Raw genomic sequence first — 19,985 nt, forward strand, 5'->3', positions numbered from 1 at the left:
CCTGCCCAGACGGGTTTGCGGATGTTCCGGCAACGAACCAAACGGATGAATGACATGGTGAAAACCAAACGCCGATTTGCAACGACCCTGAAGATGGCGGCCGCCGCCGGCGTCGTGGCCATTGGCAGCCTGGCGGCCAGCGTCGCCGCGGCGTCCGACGACATCGCCCGCAGCATCGCCGACCATTTCTCCAGCGTGAAGACCATGACCGGGGAGTTCGTCCAGTTCGGACCCAAGGGCCAGCAGATCGGCGGAAAATTCTTTATCGAGCGTCCCGGCAAGCTGCGCTTCAACTATGAAGATCCTTCGCCGGTCCGCGTGATCTCCGACGGCAAGTCGGTGGTCATCGGCAATCGCGAATTGAAGACCTGGGACATCTATCCGCTGTCGAAAACGCCGCTCAAGCTTCTGCTTGGCGAGCGGATCGATCTCGGCGGCGCCATGGTCAAGTCCGTCAATGTCGACACGGACCTGACGACGGTTGTCCTCGGCGATCGCTCGATCTTCGGCAATTCGACAATCACGATGATGTTCGACACGGAAACCTACGACCTGCGCCAGTGGACCATCACGGATTCCCAGGGCAAGGACACGACCGTGATGATCTTCGAAGTCCAGACGGGCGTGCGATTCGCCGACAGCGTTTTCGAAGTGCCTTACAACGAAGTCTACGCCTCGCGCGGCGACCGTTGAGCGCCTTAGCGACGCATTCCGGCGGCGGTCGTTGAATATCCGTTAGACAGCCGACGAATCGCCGGCCGCCGGGGTGGCCCATCGGGTTTCTTTGTGGCATGTGCTTGGCCTGAAAAGGCCGATCTGCGGCCGATGCACGACAAGAGACCCGCCGCATGCAATTTTCCCTCGCGACATGGAACATCAATTCGGTCCGCCTGCGCCTGCCGCTTGTAAAGACGCTGCTCGAAGCCGAAGCGCCTGATATTCTCTGTCTGCAGGAAACCAAGTGTCCCGACGCCAATTTTCCGCTGTCGGAGATCAGGAAGCTCGGTTACGAGCACATCGCCATACACGGTCAGAAGGGCTATCACGGCGTCGCCATCATCTCGAAACTGCCGCTCGAACTGGTTGACCGGATCGGATTCTGCGATATCGGCGACACGCGGCATATTTCGGCCATCGTCAATGCGCATGGCCGCAGGATCAGAATTCACAATTTCTACGTTCCGGCCGGCGGCGACGAGCCCGATCCGAAGATCAATCCGAAATTCGCGCACAAACTGGCTTTCCTGGAGGAGATGGAGCAGCTTCACTCCGAAATGGAGCGGGGAGACGGTGTTTCCTCGATTCTCGTCGGCGATCTCAACATCGCTCCGCTGGAAACCGATGTCTGGTCGCACAAGCAGCTCCTGCGCGTGGTTTCCCATACGCCGGTCGAGACCGAGGGTCTTTTGCGTCTGCAGGAGACCGGCGGCTGGGTGGACCTCATGCGCCAGCATATTCCGCCGGAAGAAAAGATCTACACGTGGTGGAGCTACCGGGCGAAGGACTGGGCGCTCGCCGACCGAGGACGCAGGCTGGACCATATCTGGTCGTCAGGCGATCTGTCGCCGCGGCTGCGCGATATCAGGGTCTTGCGCGATGCGCGCGGCTGGGAGCGGCCGTCGGATCATGTTCCGGTGTTCGCGCATTTCGATATGGCGGGGGCCTGAAGAGCCAGTCGTCTCAGCTCTTGTTGTTGTCGTTGTCGAATTGCGGAGACAACGCGTTGATGCTGTGCAGCATGGTCGCCAGGTTGGCGTTGATGCGACGGCGCAGAAGCGTCGCGATCTGGGGATATTCCTCCATCATGCGCCGAAACATCGGGCGGCTGATGCGCAAGGTTTCGCTGTTCTCAAGCGCCAGCGCGGTGAGCTTGCGTTCCGTTGCGGAAATGATGGCGAGTTCGCCGAGCAGATCGCCCGCCATTGCTTCGCCGACCACGCGAGGCTTGCCCTTGCGATCCTTCCGCGTCAGCTCGAAACGGCCGGACGCGATCACGAAGGCGCAGTCCGCCGCCGTGCCTTCATGAAACAGATAGCGATTCTGCTCGATCGTGCGCCGTTCAGATCCGAAAGCCAACAGCCGAAGCATTTCCTCGGAGAAACCTTCGAACAAAGGAATCTTGGACAGAAACGCGATTTCGGTATTCAGTGCCATGCGTGTCGCTCACCCCCGGCCTCCGGATATACGAGTCGCGGACCGGATTGGCAAACTGATTGCTCGCGATATCGACTCACGGAATGATCTTATAGCCGCCGCTTTCGGTGACAAGAATTTCCGCATTGGAGGGATCACGCTCGATCTTCTGCCTCAGGCGGTACACGTGGGTTTCCAGCGTGTGGGTGGTCACGCCGGAATTGTAACCCCAGACCTCCTCCAGCAAAACGTCGCGGGTGACGACTTTTTCGTCGGCGCGGTAGAGATAGCGGATGATCGCGGATTCCTTTTCAGTCAGGCGAATCTTGCCGCCCTTGTCGTCGATCAGCAGTTTCTGGCTCGGCTTGAAAGTGTACGGACCGACAGTGAAAGTCGCGTCCTCGCTCTGCTCATGCTGGCGAAGCTGCGCCCGAATGCGGGCGAGCAAAACTGCGAAGCGGAAGGGCTTCGTCACATAGTCGTTCGCCCCGGCCTCCAGACCGAGTATCGTGTCGGAGTCGGTGTCGTGGCCCGTCAACATGATGATCGGAGCCTTGAATCCGCCCTTGCGCAGGAGCTTGACCGCTTCCCGGCCGTCCATGTCGGGCAGGCCCACATCCATGATCAGCAGGTCGATATGGTCGTTGCGCGCCGTCTGGACCGCCTTGGCGGCCGTGGTCTCCTGGCTGATGGAAAACTCCTCGTAGAGAGAGAGCTGCTCCACGAGCGTGTTTCTCAGATCGTCGTCGTCATCAACGAGAAGAATGGATCTGGCCGTCATTCACTACCTCCAATGCGATCGCAACCTGCGTCTGGACCGTTACATAGGACCTGTCTGCATCCTGAAAAGGATTGAAGAAGCAAAAGCTTCTCTGTACCGCAGCGCAAAAAAACGCTTAGTTACATGGATTGCAGGCATATTTGTGATCCGAAGGTGCAGAATAGAATCATGATTAACAGTGTAATGAGGAATCACCGCAAAGGCCACGGGATAGACGCAATTACGGTGCGCGGCTTTCCGGGAGACGACGACCGGGCGCTGGTGAACGTTGGAGGGCGGGTATTTTCCGCCTCTATGGGTCGATCAGGCCGCGCCCTGCTCAAACGGGAAGGCGACGGCGCCACGCCGATCGCACGCATGTCCTTGCTCTATGGCTTCTATCGCGCCGACCGTCTGCCGAGGCCGCGCACGCGCCTTGTCATGAAGCCAATCACGGCGTCTCTCGGTTGGTGCGATGACAGCGGCAATGCGTCCTACAATCGGCCGGTCACGCTTCCCTTTTCGGGCGGCTGCGAGCAGATGATGCGCGAGGACGGCCTCTACGATATATGCCTTGTGATGGACTATAATGTGCGGGAGCGGCGCAGGAATATGGGCAGCGCCATCTTTTTCCACCTGAAAGCCGATCCGGAGCGACCAACCGAAGGCTGCGTCGCCGTCGGACTGCGCGACATGGTTTGGATGCTTGAGCGCGTGCATCGCGGTACTGCGGTCATCGTCATGCCCTGACGGGCTCTAGACCCCGAACCAGCCGATAATCGCGCCCATGGCGATGATCGCCAGCAACCAGTGCAGGCCGTCAATCAGCGTCAGGTCCCAGTTGAAGCCCTGGTATCGGTGATTGACGATCATCGTCATGAGCACGAAGCCCAGCCAGATGAAGAAGGCCGACACGACGCCGTTCCAGAGCGTCACCTGCCCGTCGCCGAGATGTCCGATCACGCCGGCGAGAAAGAACGCCATGACCAGTTCGCTCAGAATGGAGATCACAAACAGCATGGGCGACATTCTGGCGTCCTTGGGATCGATCCGCGCCGCCTTCATCCACGGTTTTCCAAGAACGCCGTAATAGGCGCCGCCGATCAGAAACGCCGCGATGGCTGCGACGAGAATTGCGAGATAGTTCATGCCGGCGAACACCATGATGCAGCTCCTGACCGATTATGTGAATGGCGTCCAGTATAGACTGGAGGCTCGACCGGGCGCCACCATTCAGGAAAATCGCCAGACATTCGTATTCTTGATTTCCTGATCCTCCAGTTCGCGACTGACCGGGACTGTGCTGGTGGCGAGCAGCGTGAGCCTGTCGACCGGACAATAGGCCCGCTTCGGATCGCCGATCAACACGCGCGCGCCACGTGCGGCCAGCGTCGCGAACCAGGGCGCAAGTCGGTCGGCCATCGCCTTTTCATAGAACACGTCGCCGGCAAGGATCACGTCCCAGCCTCCATCGGTTCCGGCGATATCGCCTTGTTGGATATCGAAGGTCACACCGTTGAGCGCGGCGTTGATGGCCATTGCTTCACAGGCCCACGCGTCGATCTCGCACGCGGTTACGGTCTTTGCGCCCGCCATTGCCGCTGCGATCGCCACCAGGCCCGATCCGCTGGCGAAATCGAGCACCGAAAGTCCCGCCACGCAGTCGGGATTGTCGAGAACGTAGCGCGCCAGTCCCTGGCCGCCGGCCCAGGCGAAGGCCCAGTAGGGCGGCGGCAGACCGGCCGCTTCCAGTTCTTCTTCCGTCTTGTACCAGAGATCGAAAGCTTCGGTTGCGACATGCAGGGCTATTTCCGGCACGTGCGGCGGCCGGACGATCCCTGTATTCTCGAGGATGAACTGCCGCCGATCCTTCACAATCTTGTTTCGCTCCGGCGCTATTTCGGAGGATTGTCCAGCCCGCCCATGCGGCAGACCTCCAGATATTCCGTTTCCGTCACCGGCTGCACCGAAAGCCGCGTCGATTTCACAAGCGCCATCTCGGCCAGGTTCGGATTGGCCTTGACGTCCTGCAGGGTGACGGGCTTCGGCATGTCGCAGACGGCCTTGATGTCCACGCATTCCCAACGCTCGTCGTCCGTGGTGGAATCGGGATGGATCTCCGCGCAGACCTCAACGACGCCGACCACTTCGAGCCCTTCGTTGGAATGGTAGAAAAACCCCTTGTCGCCGATTTTCATGGCGCGCATGTTGTTGCGCGCCTGATAATTGCGGATCCCGTCCCACTCTTCCCCGGCGTCTCCATTCGCCTTTTGCATGTCCCAGGACCATTTGAAGGGTTCGGATTTGAACAGCCAGTACGCCATTTACGGATCTAAGCCTCCGGATTGTTGAAGACCCAGTTATAGGGTCTGATGTCGACGGTTTCGAACAACCCGGCCTTTGCGTAGGGATCGCCGTCGGCGACAGCCTTCGCGGCGTCTGCGTCGTCCGCCTTGATGATCAGAAGACTCCCGCACGGCTTGCCGTCGGGATCAAGAAAGGGCCCTGCGATTTTCAGCACGCCGCTCTGCTTCAATCCGTCGAGATAGGCCACATGGTCGGGCCGCGTATCCATTCTCAGTTCGAGATGATCGGGTTTGTCGTTGCAGATCAGGGCATAAAACATGATGTCCTCTTTCGCTATTCTGTTTCTGAAGTCAGGGGTCGCGTCATCAGCGCTTCGATCGCCCTGCCGACATCGAGTTCGGAGCGCAGAATGGCCGCCACCGCCGCTGTGATCGGCATGACGATAGTTTTGCGCGCTGCTATGCCCGCGGCAATGTCGGCCGTATAGGCGCCTTCGGCAAGCGGTTTTCCCGGGGCCAGCAGCATGGCTGGATCCTCGCCGCGACCAAGCGCCAGCCCGAACCGCATGTTGCGCGACTGATGGCTGGTGGCCGTCAGCACGAGATCGCCGAGTCCGGACAGACCCGCGACGGTTTCCGGTTTTCCGCCATGGGCGGCGGCGAAACGCCCGAGTTCCGCCAGCCCCCTGGCGATCAGCGCCGCCCGCGCCGAATCCCCGAGGCCGCGCCCTTCCACAATCCCGCAGGCGATCGCGAGAACGTTCTTGAGCGCGCCGCCGATCTGTACGCCTGCAAGGTCTGTGGAAGAATACAGTCGAAACATCTCGCCTGACAGGGATTGTGCAATGGATTCAGCTCTTTGTGCGTCATCGCAGGCGAGCGTCAGTGCTGTGGGCAACCTGTGGACAATGTCCCGCGCGAAGGCAGGGCCGGAAAGAACGGCGATCGCATGTCCCGTGGTCTCTTCTTTCGTCACGTCGCTCAGCAACAGACCGGTGCCTGCCTCCAGCCCCTTGGCGCAGACGACAAGATCGGCGTTCGAAGCGACCTGTGGCGTGTATGTTCGCAATGCGGCGCGCAGCGACTGCGACGGGACAGCAAGGAGAATCAACCGGGCGCCGGCAAGGCGCGCCGGATCCGCCGTAGGCTCCACGTTTTGCGGAATTTCCGCGTCGTCCGGCAGCGATGGATGGCGGCGCGTTTCAGCGATCGCGGCCATTTTCTGCGCGTCGCGACCGAGCAGCGTCACGTCCGCTCCGCGCCGCGCGACAACGCAGGCGAGCGCGGTTCCGAAGGCTCCGGCCCCGATAATAGCGAGCGTTGCTGTCATGCCTTGGCGCCCCTCTTGCCGTGACCGATGACGGTTGCTGACAACGTGTCGAGCGGCCAGCGCGGACGCGGCGCCGTCTCGAGCGAGTCCGCCTCCAGGCCAGCCGCCATCCGCTCGGCGGCGGCCCAGGCGATCATGACCGCGTTGTCGGTGCACAGATGCAGCGGCGGCGCGACGAAACCGAAACCGTGTTTGCCGCAGAGAGTTTCAAGCGCGGCGCGAATGGCGGCGTTCGCCGCCACTCCGCCAGCGACGACAAGCTGCGGCGTCTCGCCCATTGCCCCGATTTCCCGATGAAAGCGATCGAGCGCCCGCCCAACCCTTTCGGTGAGCGTTTCGACAATCGCTGTCTGGAAAGAGGCGCAGATATCGTTGATATCTGTTTCGTCCAGCGGCGCATTACGCTCCGCGGTTTGTCTGACGGCGGTCTTCAGTCCGGAGAAGGAGAAGTCCAGCCGGCTTTCTCCGCGCAACGGCGTAGGCAGGTCAAAGCGGCGCCCGTCGCCTGCGCTGGCGGCTTTTTCCACCGCCGGACCGCCTGGATAGGCAAGCCCCAGAAGTTTTGCCGTCTTGTCGAACGCTTCGCCCAGCGCATCGTCGATGGTTGTTCCCCAGCGCTGGTAGTCTCCGACGCCGCGAACGAAAACCATCTGCGTGTGTCCACCGGAGACGAGCAGCAGCAGATACGGAAAGTCGAGACCGTTCGTCAGCCGCGCCGTAAGAGCATGGCCCTCCAGGTGATTGATGGCGTAGAGGGGTTTGCTACTCGTCGCGGCGATTGCCTTGGCGGTCATCAATCCGACAATGAGGCCGCCGATCAGACCAGGTCCGGAGGTCGCCGCAATCGCGTCGAGGTCGCGCAATTCCAGGCCGGCGTCGTCAAGCGCCTGGCGAATCAGACCGTCGAGAACCTCGACATGGGCGCGGGCCGCGATTTCCGGAACTACGCCGCCATAGGCCGCGTGTTCCTCAAGTTGGCTGAATACAACATTGGAAAGTATCGCGCCGCCTTCGGAATCGCGACGCACTACTGCAGCCGCCGTTTCGTCGCAGCTCGTCTCGATTCCCAGAATCAGTGTCTTGGCCGGCATGGTCGCGATATTTGCAGTTGTCGGAATTCGGCGTTACCAGTGCTTCTGGTAATTGTGGAAAATCATATATGCAAACAAAACCTTTGCGCATCGGCACCAGAGGCAGCCCGCTCGCCCTTGCCCAGGCCCATGAGACCAGAGATCGCCTGATGGCGGCCCACGGACTTCCGGAAGACGCATTCGCCATCGAGGTCATATCGACCCGGGGAGACCGGGTAACTGACCGTCCGCTCTCCGAAATCGGCGGAAAGGGATTGTTCACCGAGGAGATCGAGGCGCGGCTTTCCGACGGGTCCATCGATATCGCCGTGCATTCCTCCAAGGACATGCCGACCGTGCTTCCGGACGGCCTGGAACTGACGGCCTTTCTGCCGCGCGAAGACGTGCGCGACGCCTTCATAGGCCGTTCGGCGGGGGCAATCCGCGATCTTCCGCGCGGCTCGACAATCGGCTCGTCCTCATTGCGCCGGCAGGCGCTCGTTCGGCATTTGCGGCCGGACGTCAATGTCATTCCGTTTCGCGGCAATGTTCAGACGCGATTGCGCAAGCTGGAAGAAGGTCAGGTCGACGGCACGCTGCTTGCCTGCGCAGGGCTGAAACGGCTCGGCATGGAGCATGTCGCCACCGACGTCATGGAGAGCGACGATTTTCTGCCCGCGCTTGGTCAGGGCGCGATCTGCATTGAAAGCCGGAGCGGCGACGCGGCGACGCTGGCGCTTCTCGCTGCGATCAATCACCGCGAGACGCAGGTCGAACTCCTGTGCGAACGCGCCTTTCTTGCTGCTCTGGACGGTTCCTGCCGGACCCCGATCGCCGGGCTTGCGCGCGTCGACGGGCAAGCCCTGATCTTCCGCGGCATGGTTCTGTCACCCGACGGGCAGTCGCGTCACGATGCTTCTGTCGAAGGTTCGGCCGAGGACGCGCAAGCTCTGGGACGGGACGCCGGAGAGCGGATACGCAAAGAGGCCGGATCCGGCTTCTTCGCCGAATGGGGATGAGGTTTTGCGGGTTCTGATAACGCGTCCGGAACCGGGCGCCGCCAGGACCGCTGACCGGCTGCGTTCGCTTGGCCATGAGCCGGTCATGTTGCCGCTGACCAGGACCGTTGGACGTCGGGACGGTCTTCTTCGCCTTGATGCACAAGAAGCGGGCGCCTTTGCAGCGACCAGCGGCGCCGCGATCCGTCACTGGCGGGAAGTTGGCATTGCGCCTGGCAGGTTGCAGACGACGTTCTACGCCGTTGGAACCGCGACCGGAAAGGTCGCCATGCAGGCCGGGTTCAGCGCTGTCCGCCGCGGATCCGCCGACGCCGCCGCCCTGGCGTCCACCATCGTTGCGGACTACCGCAGCGGGCGCCTGCCTGTCACGCAGTCGAAGCCGCTTGTCTATCTGGCGGGCTCGACCCGAAAAAATACGTTCGAGGCAGATCTTGCGGCGGCGTCCGTTCCGTTTCGGACCATTGAAATCTACGAAATAGAGATAATAAGTCATTCAACTGACTATTTACAAAACGTATTTGTAGACGATCCTGTCGACGCGGTTTTGTTCTACTCCACCGTGGCCGCCTCCTGCTTTTTTGATGTCGCGGCTGGTGCGAAATTTGATAAGGCATTGAATAACATAAACTATATTTGTATGGGGTCTTCCATTCTCGCCGCAATTCCCGAAGCATTCATCGCGCAATCCGCTGTCGCGGAGCAGCCGGACGAACCGTCTCTGTTTCAGCTTCTGGATCGCATTGCGCAGGATAAAATCTGATTTCCGTCCAAAACGGCTTTCCCGCGTCATTGCGCCGTCTTAGCTTCTGATACAGGTTTACGGCGCGCCGGATTCTCCCTTCGCGGTGTCCAGGCGTCATCTTCCAGGAAAGAATCCCAAATGGCACAGAGCAGCAAACCCAGGCATTCGAAATCGACGAAGAAGCCGGTCACGATCGACCTCGAACCGGAATCGGTGAAGTCCGGGGAGACCAGCTCCTCCTCGAAAGCCGCCTCTTCGGCGACGACCGGCACAGATGCTCAATCCACCTCGACCAGTCCGAAATCATCCGCCGCCTCGCCATCGACAGCGGAAACTGCGAAGTCGGAAGCTGCAAAACCGGAAGCCAGCGCGACGAAAGCTGCCGCCGACAAGCCGGAATCAAAACCTGCAAGTGACGCGAAAGGCGACGCCCAACCGGCTGCGGCGGCGTCCGGGAGCAAGGCGGGCGCGTCAAGTTCGGCGGGACCGACGCAGGACGCAACGCCGCGCTCTGCCCCGACGGGCCCAAAAATCGGCGCCTCGGCGTCGTCCGCTTCATCGGCCAAGTCCTCCACCGCCTCATCCGGCGCGCCTCCGTCAAGCGCGGCGGCGCCGGCCGGAAAAGCAAAATCCGGCGGTTCAGGCGCGCTCCTCGCCGGTCTCGTCGGCGGGCTTGTGGTTCTTGTTCTCGGCGGCGCGCTGATCTGGTCGGGCGTTCTTTCGGGCGGCGGTTCTCCGACCGCTTCCGCAGGATCGGATCTGGAGGATATGCGCAAGGCGATTTCCGATTTCGAGGATCAGGCGAATTCACAGATCTCCGGGCTTGCCAAGTCGATGGAAGACCGGATCGCTTCGCTGCAGCAAACCACCGCCGCCCCCTCGACCGACAATAGCGACCAACTCCAGGCGCTGCAGAAACAAATCGCCGATCTGTCCTCGCGCATCAAGGGTCTGGGGACTGGCGACGCCGACGCCGCCTTGAAGACACAGATCAGCGCCCTTGCCAGCGCGCAGGCGCAGTTGCAAACAACGCTTCAGCAGGTGCAAAGCCAGGCGTCGGCCCTTGCCAGCAAGATAAGCGCGCTGGAAGCATCACAGAGCCAGGCGTCCAAGGCGCTCGACACGCGACTGGCCGCTGTCGAGAAGACGCTTTCCGGACCCCGCGAGGACATCAAGGTCGCTCGCGCCCTGACGGCCGCCAATCTCAAGTCGGCGATCGACCGGGGCGGTCCGTTCATGGCTGAGCTTGAAGCCTTTGCAAGCGTCGAGGGCACAAGTCCGTCGGTTGACCAGTTGCGGCCGCTTGCAGCCAGCGGCGTTCCGACACGGGCGCAGCTCCTGTCTGAGTTTTCTTCCGATGCAAAGCGCATCATCGACGCGGCCGATGGCGCTCCGAAAGATCAGAACGTCTGGAACCGTCTGCTAGACAGCGCCTCCTCTGTCGTCACCGTGCGTCCCGTCGGCGAAGTCGCCGGCGAAACGCCGGAGGCTATCGTCGCGCGTATCGAGAATCGTCTGAAGAATGGCGACCTCAAGGGCGCCGAGAACGAATGGAACACGTTGCCGCAAGGTTCGAAGGACGCGTCCGCCGCCTTCGCGCGGGAGCTTAAGGCGCGCATCGAGGCCAACCAGCTCGTTGCGACGATGCTGTCTGGCGCGATGCCTGTCGCGCCGGCTGCGTCTTCGTCGCCTGCGGCGTCTACAACCAGCGATACCGGGGCCGCAGCCGCGGACGCCGCCGCTCCATCCACGGCGACCGATACGGACGCCGCAAGCACGGAAGGCACGAACTGAGATGATCCGTCTGCTCTTCTACGTACTCGTCGTCCTGCTTCTTGGACTGGGCTTTGCATGGCTTGCTGATCGACCCGGAGATCTGGTCATCACCTGGCAGGACCGCCAGATCGAAATGTCGCTGATGGCGGCGGCGACGGCGGTCGCGGTCCTCATCGGCGCCATACTGCTCATCTGGTGGCTGGTCCACGCCATTCTCGTATCGCCCCAGACAGTCAGCCGCTATTTCCGGGCCCGCAAGCGGGACAGAGGATATCAGGCGCTGTCGACCGGGCTGATTGCCGCCGGCGCGGGCGACGGAATTACCGCACGCAAGATGACGAAACGGACCCAGGGCCTGCTCAGCGCAGACCAGGAGCCGCTGATTCATCTCCTCGACGCTCAGGCCGCCCTGATCGAAGGCAGAAGCGAGGATGCGCGCGCCAAGTTTGAGGCGATGGCCGAGGATCCGGAAACAAGAGAGCTGGGCCTGCGCGGACTCTATATAGAAGCCCGCAAGGCCGGCGCCGACGAGGCCGCCAGGCACTATGCGGAAAAAGCCGCCGAGTCGGCGCCGCAACTGCCTTGGGCGGCGGAAGCGACGCTCGCATACCGTTCGGCCGAAGGCAATTGGGACGATGCAATCAGGTTGCTCGAGAAGCAGCGGCTTGGCCGGGTCATCGACAAGGCGCAGGCCGACCGCAAGAAGGCGGTGCTGTTGACGGCGCGCGCCTTTGACAGGCTTGAAGGCGGAGATGTCTCGGGCGCCCGCACCGACGGGCTGGAGGCCAACCGGCTTGCGCCGGAACTCGTTCCGGCGGCGATCGTCGCCGCCCGGGCGCTGTACCGGGAAGACAGCCTGCGCAAGGGATCCTCGATCCTGGAGAAATTGTGGAAGAAATCGCCGCATCCGGAGATCGCCGACACCTATGTGCTGGCCCGTCCGGGCGATTCGACGCATGACAGGCTCAAGCGGGCGCAGAAGCTTGAAAGCATCAAGCGCAACAACGCCGAATCGCTCTATGCCGTGGCGAAGGCCGCGCTCGACGCCCGTGAGCTGAAACTCGCCCGCGACATGGCGGAGGCGGCGATCCGGGTCAAGGCCCGCGAAAGCACCTATCTGCTGCTCGCCGATATAGAGGAAGCCGACACGGGCGATCAGGGTCGCGTCCGTCACTGGCTGGCGCAGGCGGTGCGCGCGCCGCGAGACGAGGCCTGGACGGCCGACGGTTACGTCGCCGAAGAATGGGCGGCGGTTTCGCCGGTGACCGGCAGGTTGGATGCTTTCGAGTGGAAAGTGCCGGTCGAGCAGCTTGCTGGTCCGATCGAACACGCCGAGACGATCCGCGGTGAAGCGGAACGGGCGATCGAAAGCCTGCCGCCCGTCGCCGTCGTCGAGCCGAAGGAAACCGTGGTCGTCGCCGAAGCCGAACCTGTGATCGAGCATGTCGAGGTCGAAGCGCCCGTCAAGGAAGAGACGGTTGCGTCGGAGCCGGTTATCGTTGAGCCCGAAAAAGCGGCGAGCGTCGAACCGGAAAAGGCTCCGGAAGCGCCGCCGGAGCCTGAGCCGGTTTCGACTGCTCCGGAGCCTGTAAGCCCCGAGCCCGTGGCGGAAAAGCCGAAGGAGCCGGAGCCAACGCCGCCGGCGGCGGAAAAACCCGCGCCCGAGGCGGGCGCCGAGGTAAAAACCGAAACTGCGCCTGCGCCGGAACCCGAACCGGTCAAACCGGAACAAACCGCAGGCGAACAAAAAGTCGAAGCAAAAGCCGGGGCGAAACCAGCCAGGCGCGAGCAGAAGGCGCTCGACGGCGAAGCTGCAGTGATGCAGGCGGTCGACGGCGGCAGCACGCATATCGTCACGGACGCCGTCGGAAAGCGAACCGACAAGGAACGGGAATCGGCCTTCCTGTCCAAGCCCCCGGATGATCCCGGCATTGACGAGACGCAGGAAGACGAGGAGCCGAAGTCACGGTTTCGCTTGTTTTAACTTCATATTTTGCAATAGTCTGAACCGGGCGGGCGGCTTTCCCTTCAACAGGTCGGGAATGCGTCCGCTGGCGGGCGCGCACACGATCTGGACACCGATCTAAGGCAGGATGATGTTCGATAAATTGGGAAAATTTCTGCAGGGTCTGGCTGGCGATGAAGAAAAGCCGGAATTTACCCGCGACGACCCTCGCGTGGCTGCGACGGCGCTCTTTTTTCACGTGATCGACGCAGATGGCGTGATCGAGTCGAGCGAACGCGACAAGATCGCGCAGTTGGTGCAGACGTCCTATTCGCTGGATGAACGGCAACTGGCGGAACTTCTCGATGTGGGTGAAAAGGCCGAGGGCGAATCGATCGATTTCTACGCCTTCACAAGCGTGCTGAAACGTTCACTTGACGCCGAACAGCGGGTTCAGTTCATCGAACTCCTTTGGGAACTGGTCTATGCGGACGGCGTCAAACACGAACTTGAGGAAAGCGTCGTCGGGCGCGTTGCGGAACTGTTGGGCGTGTCCGACAGGGACCGCGTGATCATGCGACAGCAGGCCGAAAACAAAACCGATACGGAAGATGATGGCTGACGCGCCGGACACCCGCCAGGACCTTCAGCCCATCCTTGTCATACTGCACCAGGCGCACTCCAGCCCGGGTCGTGTGGGGCAATTGCTGCACAAGGCCGGATTTCCGCTGGAAATAAGGCGACCCGCTCTCGGCGACGCCCTGCCTGATACGCTGGACGGCTACACCGGCGCTGTGACCTTTGGCGGGCCGATGAGCGCCAATGACGAGGACGAGTTTATTCGCCGCGAGATCGACTGGCACGCCGTACCGCTGAAAGAGGACAAACCCTATCTCGGCATTTGTCTCGGTGCCCAGATGCTTGTGCGCCATCTCGGTGGCAAGGTTGCAAGCCACGAGGACGGTCTGACGGAGATCGGCTGGTATCCGCTGGAAGCCACTGAAGCCGGCAAGGATCTGATGGACTGGCCGCAGATGGTCTATCAGTTTCATCGCGAGGGATTCAGCATGCCGCATGGCGCGGAGCTGCTGGCGACGGCGCGTGATTATCCAAACCAGGCCCTGCGCTACGGCCGCAACGCCTGGGGCGTCCAGTTTCATTCGGAACTCACCCAGGCGATGATGCATCGCTGGGTGGTGCGCGCCGAAAGCCGCTTTGCGCTGCCAAACGCCCAGCAAGGTCGCGAACATCTCAATGGCCGGCTTCTCTACGACACGCATCTGCGGCAATGGCTGGGGCATTTCCTGGAAATCGTTTTCGGGACGAAAATCCCGGCCTGACCGGAGGCCCTGTTGCAGCTTCCCCGGTCTGTAGAACATAGCAGGAACTTTCCGGCTGCTTTTCAGCGCGTTTTGTGGTATAGAACCTCATTCGATGGCGGGGGATTTCCGCGCCCCGGATACCTCGAAAGGCGAATTCCCGAAACAAAGCCAGATTGTCACGAAGACCCGAAAATACCGATTCCCGAAACAAAGCCAAATTTGTCCTTTGCCGCGTTTCCTGTGTCTGAAAAACTGAAAAGCGCAATTTCCCGAAACAAAGCCAGATTGCGATAAAGTTGCATCGGGTCGGGAATGCAGTCGTAAAAATCCATTAACCATATGTTTTAATTATGTTATTTTATCTGTCAACGCGATTGAGGTGCTGGATCCTGCGCAGTTGCGGGAACCAGGCGGCCCAGAGCGCGGATACGCCCATCGAGGCGACGCCGCCAATCACCACGGCGGGAACAGCGCCGATCAGGGCGGCCATGCCGCCCGCGCGGAACTCGCCGAGTTCGTTGGAGGCGCCGAGGAAGACCATATTGACGGCGCTGACGCGGCCGCGCAGCTCGTCCGGCGTCCAGAGCTGGATCAGTGTCTGGCGCACATAGACCGATATCATGTCCGCCGCGCCCATGAACGCCAGGGAACCGATCGAAAGCCAGGCGGTCGTCGACAGGCCGAAAACCACCATCGACAGCCCGAACAGGGCGACTGCGACAAACATGGCGAGGCCGGCGTGGCGATTGATCGGGTAAGTCGCGAGGAACACCGCCATGGCGATCGCTCCGACGCCCGGCGCCGAACGCAAAAGTCCCAGACCCCATGGACCGAGTTCGAGAATGTCGCGCGCGAAGACCGGCATCAGCGCCACTGCGCCGCCGAGCAGGACCGCGAACATGTCGAGGGAAATCGCCCCGAGCACCACCCGTTCCCGCCAGATATAGCGAAAGCCGGCCGAGAGCGTTTCCCAGTCCTGCATTTGGGTCGCACGCGCCTGTGGCGGTTTCGGAATGAAGAAAATGAAGGCCGTCGCCAGCGCGAACAGGATCGTGGCCACGAGGTAGGGCACAGTCGCGCCCAATCCGTAAAGCAGGCCGCCGACGACGGGTCCGGCGATCGTCGCGGTCTGCCAGGACGTCGAGTTCCAGGCAATCGCGTTGGCGAGATCCTCCTTCGGCACCAGATTGGGCGCAAGCGACGTCGAGGCTGGAGCAAAGAAGGCGCGGGTGACGCCCAGTCCGACGAGAATGGCGAAGACAGGCAGCGGCGACGTCAGGCCGCCAAGCGTCAGCAGGAACATCAAGGCGCCAAGGACGAAGCCGGCGATCTCGCATATGGCCATGATTATGCGACGGCTGTAGCGGTCGGCCGCCGCCCCCGTCACAAGAAGCAGCAACAGGGCGGGTATGAACTGGGTGAGGCCGATCAATCCCAGATCAAGCGGATTGCGCGTCAAATCGTAGATCTGCCAGCCGACGGCCACGGCGATCACCTGCATGGACACGGCCGAAAGCAGCCGCGCCAGCCAGTAATATGTGTATGATTTGTGCCTGAAGGCGGCGAAGCGATCCGCCCGCGCCTCGTTATCCTGCGGCATGGGCGCTCGCGAGAGTTTGAAACATGAAAATCTTATAACGCCTCGGATTGATTTGCACAGCGCCTTTTGTTGTCGCACCGGACTTGCCGCTCATGGCGTCAATGGTTACATGTCGGTCTGCACCAAGAAGGGAGACTGCGATGTATGCACTGTTCCAGACAATAGATCTGGCTCTGAATATCTACATCTGGTTTGTGATCGGCAGCGCGATATTCTCCTGGCTTTACGCATTCAACGTGGTGAATACGAACAACCGCTTCGTGGCCATGATCGGGGAGTTTCTGTACAAGGTGACTGAGCCGGCGTTGCGACCGATCAGGCGCTTCCTGCCAGATCTCGGCGGCGTCGATATTTCCCCGATCGTCCTGCTGCTCATCATCTATTTCATTCGCCTGTTCCTGTGGAGTTCCATCTATCCCATCGTCGCCGGGTGACAGCGTGCGGTCCGGCTGGTTCCGGTTCGTTCCGGATGGGCTTGAGATTACCGTCCGGCTGACGCCGAAATCCTCTCGCGACGCGCTCGACGGGGCTGACGATGGCGCAGACGGCGTTGTCTGGCTGAAGGCCCGCGTTCGCGCTATTCCCGAAGACGGCAAGGCAAACAAGGCCCTGATCGCGCTTCTGTCAAAGAAAAGCGGCGTCGCCAAAAGCCGCATACGCCTGCAGTCAGGCGCGACGTCGCGGCTCAAGACGCTTGTTCTGGAATGCAGCGAGGGCGAAGCGCAGGAGGCGATCAAACGCCTTCTTGCCTGAAGGCGGAAAAGCCGGTCAGGCGTTGGCGCGGTCGATCGCTTCCCTGATCAGGCTCTTGGCGACGTTGGCGTCCTGCCAGTCGCCGATCTTGACCCACTTGCCGGGCTCCAGATCCTTGTAGTGCTCGAAGAAGTGCGCGATCTGGAGCAGGGTGATTTCCGGAAGATCGGAGAAATGTTTGACGTTCTCGTATCGTTTCGTCAGATGGTCGCTCGGCACAGCGAGGATCTTCTCGTCCTGACCGGCGTTGTCTTCCATGATCAGAACGCCGATCGGGCGCACATTGATGACGCAGCCCGGAACCAGCGGCCGGGTGTTGCAGACGAGGACATCGATCGGATCGCCGTCGTCCGACAGCGTGTGCGGCACGAAGCCGTAATTGCCGGGATAGGCCATGGGCGTATAGAGAAACCGGTCGACGACAAGCGTGCCCGCTTCCTTGTCCATTTCATACTTGATGGGCTGCCCGCCGACGGGAACCTCGATGATGACGTTGACGTCATCCGGTGGATTGCTGCCGATCATGATGGCTTCGATACGCATGTCTATTCCTGTATTTTATGTTGCGGGAGCGAAATAGACCGCCAGGCGCTGCAGCGCAACAATTCATTTGGAAAACGCGCTACATCGGATCAGGACCAGACGAAGGCCACTTTCTTCAGGAGGCGCCGGTCAAAGGTCTCCGACCCTTCCGCGATATCCACGCCGCCAAGCCCGGTGTAAAAGCCGATCGCCCGGCTGTTTTCTTCCAGCGTCCAAACGACCATGCCCCGGCAGCCAAGCGAAGCCAGCAGACGCCGTGCTTCGCCGAACAGCCTGCGACCGAGGCCGACGCCCTGAAATTCCGGCTTGAGATACAGTTCGTAGATTTCGCCTTCCTGGGGCAGCGAGCGGGCGCGGTTCAGGCCGAGCGTCGCATATCCGGCGATCATGCCGCCCACTTCCAGCACGAGGATGCTGGTCGAGCCTCGTATGGCGCGTTGCCACCACTCCTGGCTGCGCCGTTCCAGCATGTTTCTCAGCGTCTTGTACGGAATGATGCCGGCATAGGCCTCATTCCAGGCCGCGCGATGGGTTTCCGAGATCGCCAAGGCGTCATCGGGCTCTGCGCGTCGTACATCTATCGCCAGCGTCGTCATGGTGGAATCCTACCCCGTCCGGAACAGAACGCGAAGCAAGAATGAAATCCGGAGGCGATCTACCCACAACTATCGCGGCGCGCTCCGTGCCTGCAGATTAACGGATTCTTAACCGTTCAGGCAAGCGGCATTATGGCAATGCGGGACAATTCGAAACCGGACGGGCAGAGCGCAGCTCTAGGCTGTGGCCTTGGTCTTCTCGAAACGCTTGCGTTCATGCGGATCAAGGTAAAGCTTCCTGAGCCGGATCGACTTCGGCGTCACTTCCACCAGTTCGTCGTCCTGGATCCAGGACAGGGCGCGCTCCAGCGTCATGCGGATCGGCGGCGTCAGTCGAACGGCCTCGTCCTTGCCGGCGGCGCGCATGTTGGTCAGCTTCTTGCCCTTGAGCACGTTGACCTCGAGATCGTTCTCGCGCGTGTGGATGCCGATGATCATGCCGGCGTAAACCTTCTCGCCGGCGTCGATGACCATTGGCCCACGATCCTCGAGATTGAACAGCGCATAGGCGACCGCTTCGCCGGCTTCATTGGACAAAAGCACGCCGTTGACGCGGCCGGCAATCTCGCCCTTGAAAGGCTGATAATCGTGGAACAGACGGTTCATGATCGCGGTGCCGCGCGTGTCGGTCATCAGCTCCGACTGGTAACCGATCAGGCCGCGCGTAGGCGCGTGAAACACCATGCGCACGCGGTCGCCGCCGGAAGGGCGCAATTCGACCATTTCAGCCTTGCGTTCCGACATCTTCTGCACGACGACCCCGGAATGCTCCTCGTCGACGTCGATGACGACCTCCTCCACCGGTTCGAGCATCGTTCCGGCCTCGTCCTTCTTCAGCACCACGCGGGGCCGGGAGACGGCGAGTTCGAAGCCTTCGCGGCGCATTGTCTCGATCAGGACCGCAAGCTGCAATTCGCCGCGGCCGGAGACCTGGAAGGCGTCCTTGTCTTCGGATTCCTCGATCTTCAGCGCGACATTGCCCTCGGCTTCCTTCAGCAACCGGTCGCGGATGACGCGGCTCGTCACCTTGTCGCCCTCGGTGCCGGCGAGCGGCGAATCGTTGACGATGAAGGACATGGTGACCGTTGGCGGGTCGATGGGTTGGGCTTCCATCGGCTCGGTCACTTCCGGCGCGCAGAAAGTGTCGGCGACGGTGCCTTTCGTCAGACCGGCGATAGCGACGATATCGCCCGCCTGGCCTTCTTCGACCGGTTGCCGTTCGAGACCGCGAAAGGCGAGAATCTTGGAGACGCGTCCCTGTTCCAGCGTCTTTCCGTTGCGGTCCATCACCTTGATCGGCTGATTTGGCTTCACGCTTCCGGAAAAAATGCGACCCGTAATGATGCGTCCGAGAAAAGGATTTGCTTCCAGGATTGTGCCGATCATCTGGAACGGACCTTCCGCCACGCTCGGCGCCGGCACATGCTCGACAACGAGATCGAACAGCGGTGCAAGGCTCGCGTCCGCCGGCTTGTCCGGTTCGGGGGCCAGCCAGCCGTCGCGGCCGGAACCATAGAGGATCGGGAAATCAAGCTGCTCATCTGTGGCGTCAAGGGCCGCGAAAAGGTCGAAGACCTCGTTGACCACCTCGTCGGCGCGGGCGTCCGGACGGTCGATCTTGTTGACGGCCACAATCGGCCTCAGGCCGACCTTAAGCGCCTTGCCGACCACGAATTTGGTCTGGGGCATTGGACCTTCCGCCGCGTCGACGAGCACGATCGCGCCGTCCACCATGCTGAGTATCCGCTCCACCTCGCCGCCGAAATCGGCGTGGCCGGGCGTGTCGACAATGTTGATGCGGACATCGTTCCATACGACCGAAGTCGCCTTGGCGAGGATCGTGATGCCGCGTTCCTTCTCCAGTTCGTTGGAATCCATGACGCGTTCTGCCACGCGCTGATTGTCGCGGAACGCTCCCGACTGTTTGAGGAGTTCATCGACAAGCGTCGTCTTCCCATGGTCGACATGGGCGATGATCGCAATATTACGGAGGTTCATGGATACGTCTCGAATTTCGTGCGCCCGCTGGCGCCACAACCAATTTGCTGCGGCTCTTACAGGGTTTTCATGCCGGTTGGAAGCCCGTTGTG

22 protein-coding genes and 1 pseudogene are annotated in these 19,985 nt (G+C 61.3%); 11 read left to right on the plus strand and 12 right to left on the minus strand.

What is annotated here, in order from left to right:
• Positions 1-21: 21 nt before the first annotated feature.
• Both K1W69_RS14935 and K1W69_RS14940 read left to right on the plus strand, forming a co-directional pair.
• A complete protein-coding gene (locus K1W69_RS14935) occupies positions 22-693 on the plus strand; it encodes an outer membrane lipoprotein carrier protein LolA (RefSeq protein WP_370688248.1) in 672 nt (223 codons plus the stop codon).
• A gap of 155 nt (positions 694-848) precedes the next feature.
• Positions 849-1,667, plus strand: coding sequence for an exodeoxyribonuclease III (locus K1W69_RS14940; RefSeq protein WP_220229107.1), 819 nt, complete (start codon positions 849-851; stop codon positions 1,665-1,667).
• 13 nt (positions 1,668-1,680) lie between these two features.
• Here the strand turns inward: K1W69_RS14940 and K1W69_RS14945 are convergent, their stop codons facing one another.
• Positions 1,681-2,154 carry a cyclic nucleotide-binding domain-containing protein gene (locus K1W69_RS14945; protein WP_220229108.1) on the minus strand — a complete coding sequence of 158 codons (474 nt, stop codon included), beginning with the start codon at positions 2,152-2,154 and terminating at the stop codon, positions 1,681-1,683.
• A 76-nt stretch (positions 2,155-2,230) separates the two neighbouring features.
• Positions 2,231-2,914, minus strand: coding sequence for a response regulator transcription factor (locus K1W69_RS14950; protein WP_220229109.1), 684 nt, complete (start codon positions 2,912-2,914; stop codon positions 2,231-2,233).
• A gap of 168 nt (positions 2,915-3,082) precedes the next feature.
• Between K1W69_RS14950 and K1W69_RS14955 the strand changes: the two genes are divergently transcribed.
• Positions 3,083-3,643: a L,D-transpeptidase family protein gene (locus K1W69_RS14955; protein WP_258571049.1), complete on the plus strand. Its 561-nt coding sequence runs from the start codon at positions 3,083-3,085 to the stop codon at positions 3,641-3,643.
• 6 nt (positions 3,644-3,649) lie between these two features.
• Here the strand turns inward: K1W69_RS14955 and K1W69_RS14960 are convergent, their stop codons facing one another.
• The 6 genes from K1W69_RS14960 to tsaD form a co-directional block, all read right to left on the minus strand.
• Positions 3,650-4,057 carry a DUF1761 domain-containing protein gene (locus tag K1W69_RS14960; protein WP_220229110.1) on the minus strand — a complete coding sequence of 136 codons (408 nt, stop codon included), beginning with the start codon at positions 4,055-4,057 and terminating at the stop codon, positions 3,650-3,652.
• 69 nt (positions 4,058-4,126) lie between these two features.
• Positions 4,127-4,792 (minus strand): class I SAM-dependent methyltransferase, encoded by a 666-nt coding sequence (locus K1W69_RS14965; RefSeq protein ID WP_370688264.1) that lies wholly within the window; start codon positions 4,790-4,792, stop codon positions 4,127-4,129.
• On the minus strand, positions 4,789-5,217 hold the full coding sequence (locus tag K1W69_RS27075) for an EVE domain-containing protein (RefSeq protein ID WP_258571050.1): 429 nt from the start codon (positions 5,215-5,217) through the stop codon (positions 4,789-4,791). Before K1W69_RS27075 ends, K1W69_RS14965 begins: the two co-directional genes overlap by 4 nt.
• A gap of 8 nt (positions 5,218-5,225) precedes the next feature.
• Complete coding sequence (locus K1W69_RS14970) at positions 5,226-5,519, minus strand: YciI-like protein (protein ID WP_220229112.1); 294 nt, start codon at positions 5,517-5,519, stop codon at positions 5,226-5,228.
• A gap of 14 nt (positions 5,520-5,533) precedes the next feature.
• Entirely contained in the window at positions 5,534-6,529 is a 996-nt protein-coding gene (locus tag K1W69_RS14975; protein ID WP_220229113.1) for an NAD(P)H-dependent glycerol-3-phosphate dehydrogenase, read from the minus strand.
• Positions 6,526-7,620, minus strand: coding sequence for a tRNA (adenosine(37)-N6)-threonylcarbamoyltransferase complex transferase subunit TsaD (gene tsaD / locus K1W69_RS14980; RefSeq protein ID WP_220229114.1), 1,095 nt, complete (start codon positions 7,618-7,620; stop codon positions 6,526-6,528). Before tsaD ends, K1W69_RS14975 begins: the two co-directional genes overlap by 4 nt.
• Positions 7,621-7,688: 68 nt before the next feature.
• Between tsaD and hemC the strand changes: the two genes are divergently transcribed.
• From hemC to K1W69_RS15010, 6 genes and pseudogenes are all read left to right on the plus strand, one after another.
• Positions 7,689-8,618, plus strand: a complete 930-nt coding sequence (gene hemC, locus K1W69_RS14985; RefSeq protein WP_220229115.1) for a hydroxymethylbilane synthase — start codon at positions 7,689-7,691, stop codon at positions 8,616-8,618.
• Complete coding sequence (locus tag K1W69_RS14990) at positions 8,512-9,378, plus strand: uroporphyrinogen-III synthase (RefSeq protein ID WP_258571051.1); 867 nt, start codon at positions 8,512-8,514, stop codon at positions 9,376-9,378. The genes hemC and K1W69_RS14990 overlap by 107 nt, the downstream gene beginning before the upstream one ends.
• 120 nt (positions 9,379-9,498) lie before the next feature.
• Positions 9,499-11,154: a COG4223 family protein gene (locus tag K1W69_RS14995; RefSeq protein ID WP_220229117.1), complete on the plus strand. Its 1,656-nt coding sequence runs from the start codon at positions 9,499-9,501 to the stop codon at positions 11,152-11,154.
• Position 11,155: 1 nt separating this feature from the next.
• Positions 11,156-12,538 (plus strand): annotated as a pseudogene (locus tag K1W69_RS15000) (heme biosynthesis protein HemY); the annotation flags it as partial.
• A 694-nt stretch (positions 12,539-13,232) separates the two neighbouring features.
• Positions 13,233-13,703 carry a tellurite resistance TerB family protein gene (locus tag K1W69_RS15005; RefSeq protein ID WP_220229119.1) on the plus strand — a complete coding sequence of 157 codons (471 nt, stop codon included), beginning with the start codon at positions 13,233-13,235 and terminating at the stop codon, positions 13,701-13,703.
• The gene (locus K1W69_RS15010) at positions 13,693-14,421 is read left to right on the plus strand and encodes a glutamine amidotransferase (RefSeq protein WP_220229120.1); all 729 of its coding nucleotides are present in this window, start codon (positions 13,693-13,695) and stop codon (positions 14,419-14,421) included. The genes K1W69_RS15005 and K1W69_RS15010 overlap by 11 nt, the downstream gene beginning before the upstream one ends.
• A 340-nt stretch (positions 14,422-14,761) precedes the next feature.
• On the opposite strand, the gene K1W69_RS15015 is transcribed toward K1W69_RS15010, so the two are convergent.
• Positions 14,762-16,003, minus strand: coding sequence for an MFS transporter (locus tag K1W69_RS15015; protein ID WP_220229121.1), 1,242 nt, complete (start codon positions 16,001-16,003; stop codon positions 14,762-14,764).
• A gap of 140 nt (positions 16,004-16,143) precedes the next feature.
• Here K1W69_RS15015 and K1W69_RS15020 point away from each other — a divergent pair, with 140 nt between their 5' ends.
• Both K1W69_RS15020 and K1W69_RS15025 read left to right on the plus strand, forming a co-directional pair.
• Positions 16,144-16,437: a YggT family protein gene (locus tag K1W69_RS15020; RefSeq protein ID WP_220229122.1), complete on the plus strand. Its 294-nt coding sequence runs from the start codon at positions 16,144-16,146 to the stop codon at positions 16,435-16,437.
• A gap of 4 nt (positions 16,438-16,441) precedes the next feature.
• Positions 16,442-16,756 carry a DUF167 family protein gene (locus tag K1W69_RS15025; protein ID WP_220229123.1) on the plus strand — a complete coding sequence of 105 codons (315 nt, stop codon included), beginning with the start codon at positions 16,442-16,444 and terminating at the stop codon, positions 16,754-16,756.
• A gap of 15 nt (positions 16,757-16,771) precedes the next feature.
• Here the strand turns inward: K1W69_RS15025 and ppa are convergent, their stop codons facing one another.
• The 3 genes from ppa to typA all read right to left on the minus strand — a co-directional run bounded on the left by ppa (position 16,772) and on the right by typA (position 19,893).
• Complete coding sequence (gene ppa / locus K1W69_RS15030; RefSeq protein WP_220229124.1) at positions 16,772-17,299, minus strand: inorganic diphosphatase; 528 nt, start codon at positions 17,297-17,299, stop codon at positions 16,772-16,774.
• Positions 17,300-17,388: 89 nt separating this feature from the next.
• Positions 17,389-17,895, minus strand: coding sequence for a GNAT family N-acetyltransferase (locus tag K1W69_RS15035; protein ID WP_220229125.1), 507 nt, complete (start codon positions 17,893-17,895; stop codon positions 17,389-17,391).
• A gap of 177 nt (positions 17,896-18,072) precedes the next feature.
• The gene (gene typA / locus K1W69_RS15040) at positions 18,073-19,893 is read right to left on the minus strand and encodes a translational GTPase TypA (RefSeq protein WP_220229126.1); all 1,821 of its coding nucleotides are present in this window, start codon (positions 19,891-19,893) and stop codon (positions 18,073-18,075) included.
• Positions 19,894-19,985 lie beyond the last annotated feature (92 nt).

It is taken from the genome of Flavimaribacter sediminis (genome assembly GCF_019492055.1).
In the GTDB taxonomy this organism is placed as follows: Bacteria; Pseudomonadota; Alphaproteobacteria; order Rhizobiales; family Rhizobiaceae; genus Flavimaribacter; species Flavimaribacter sediminis.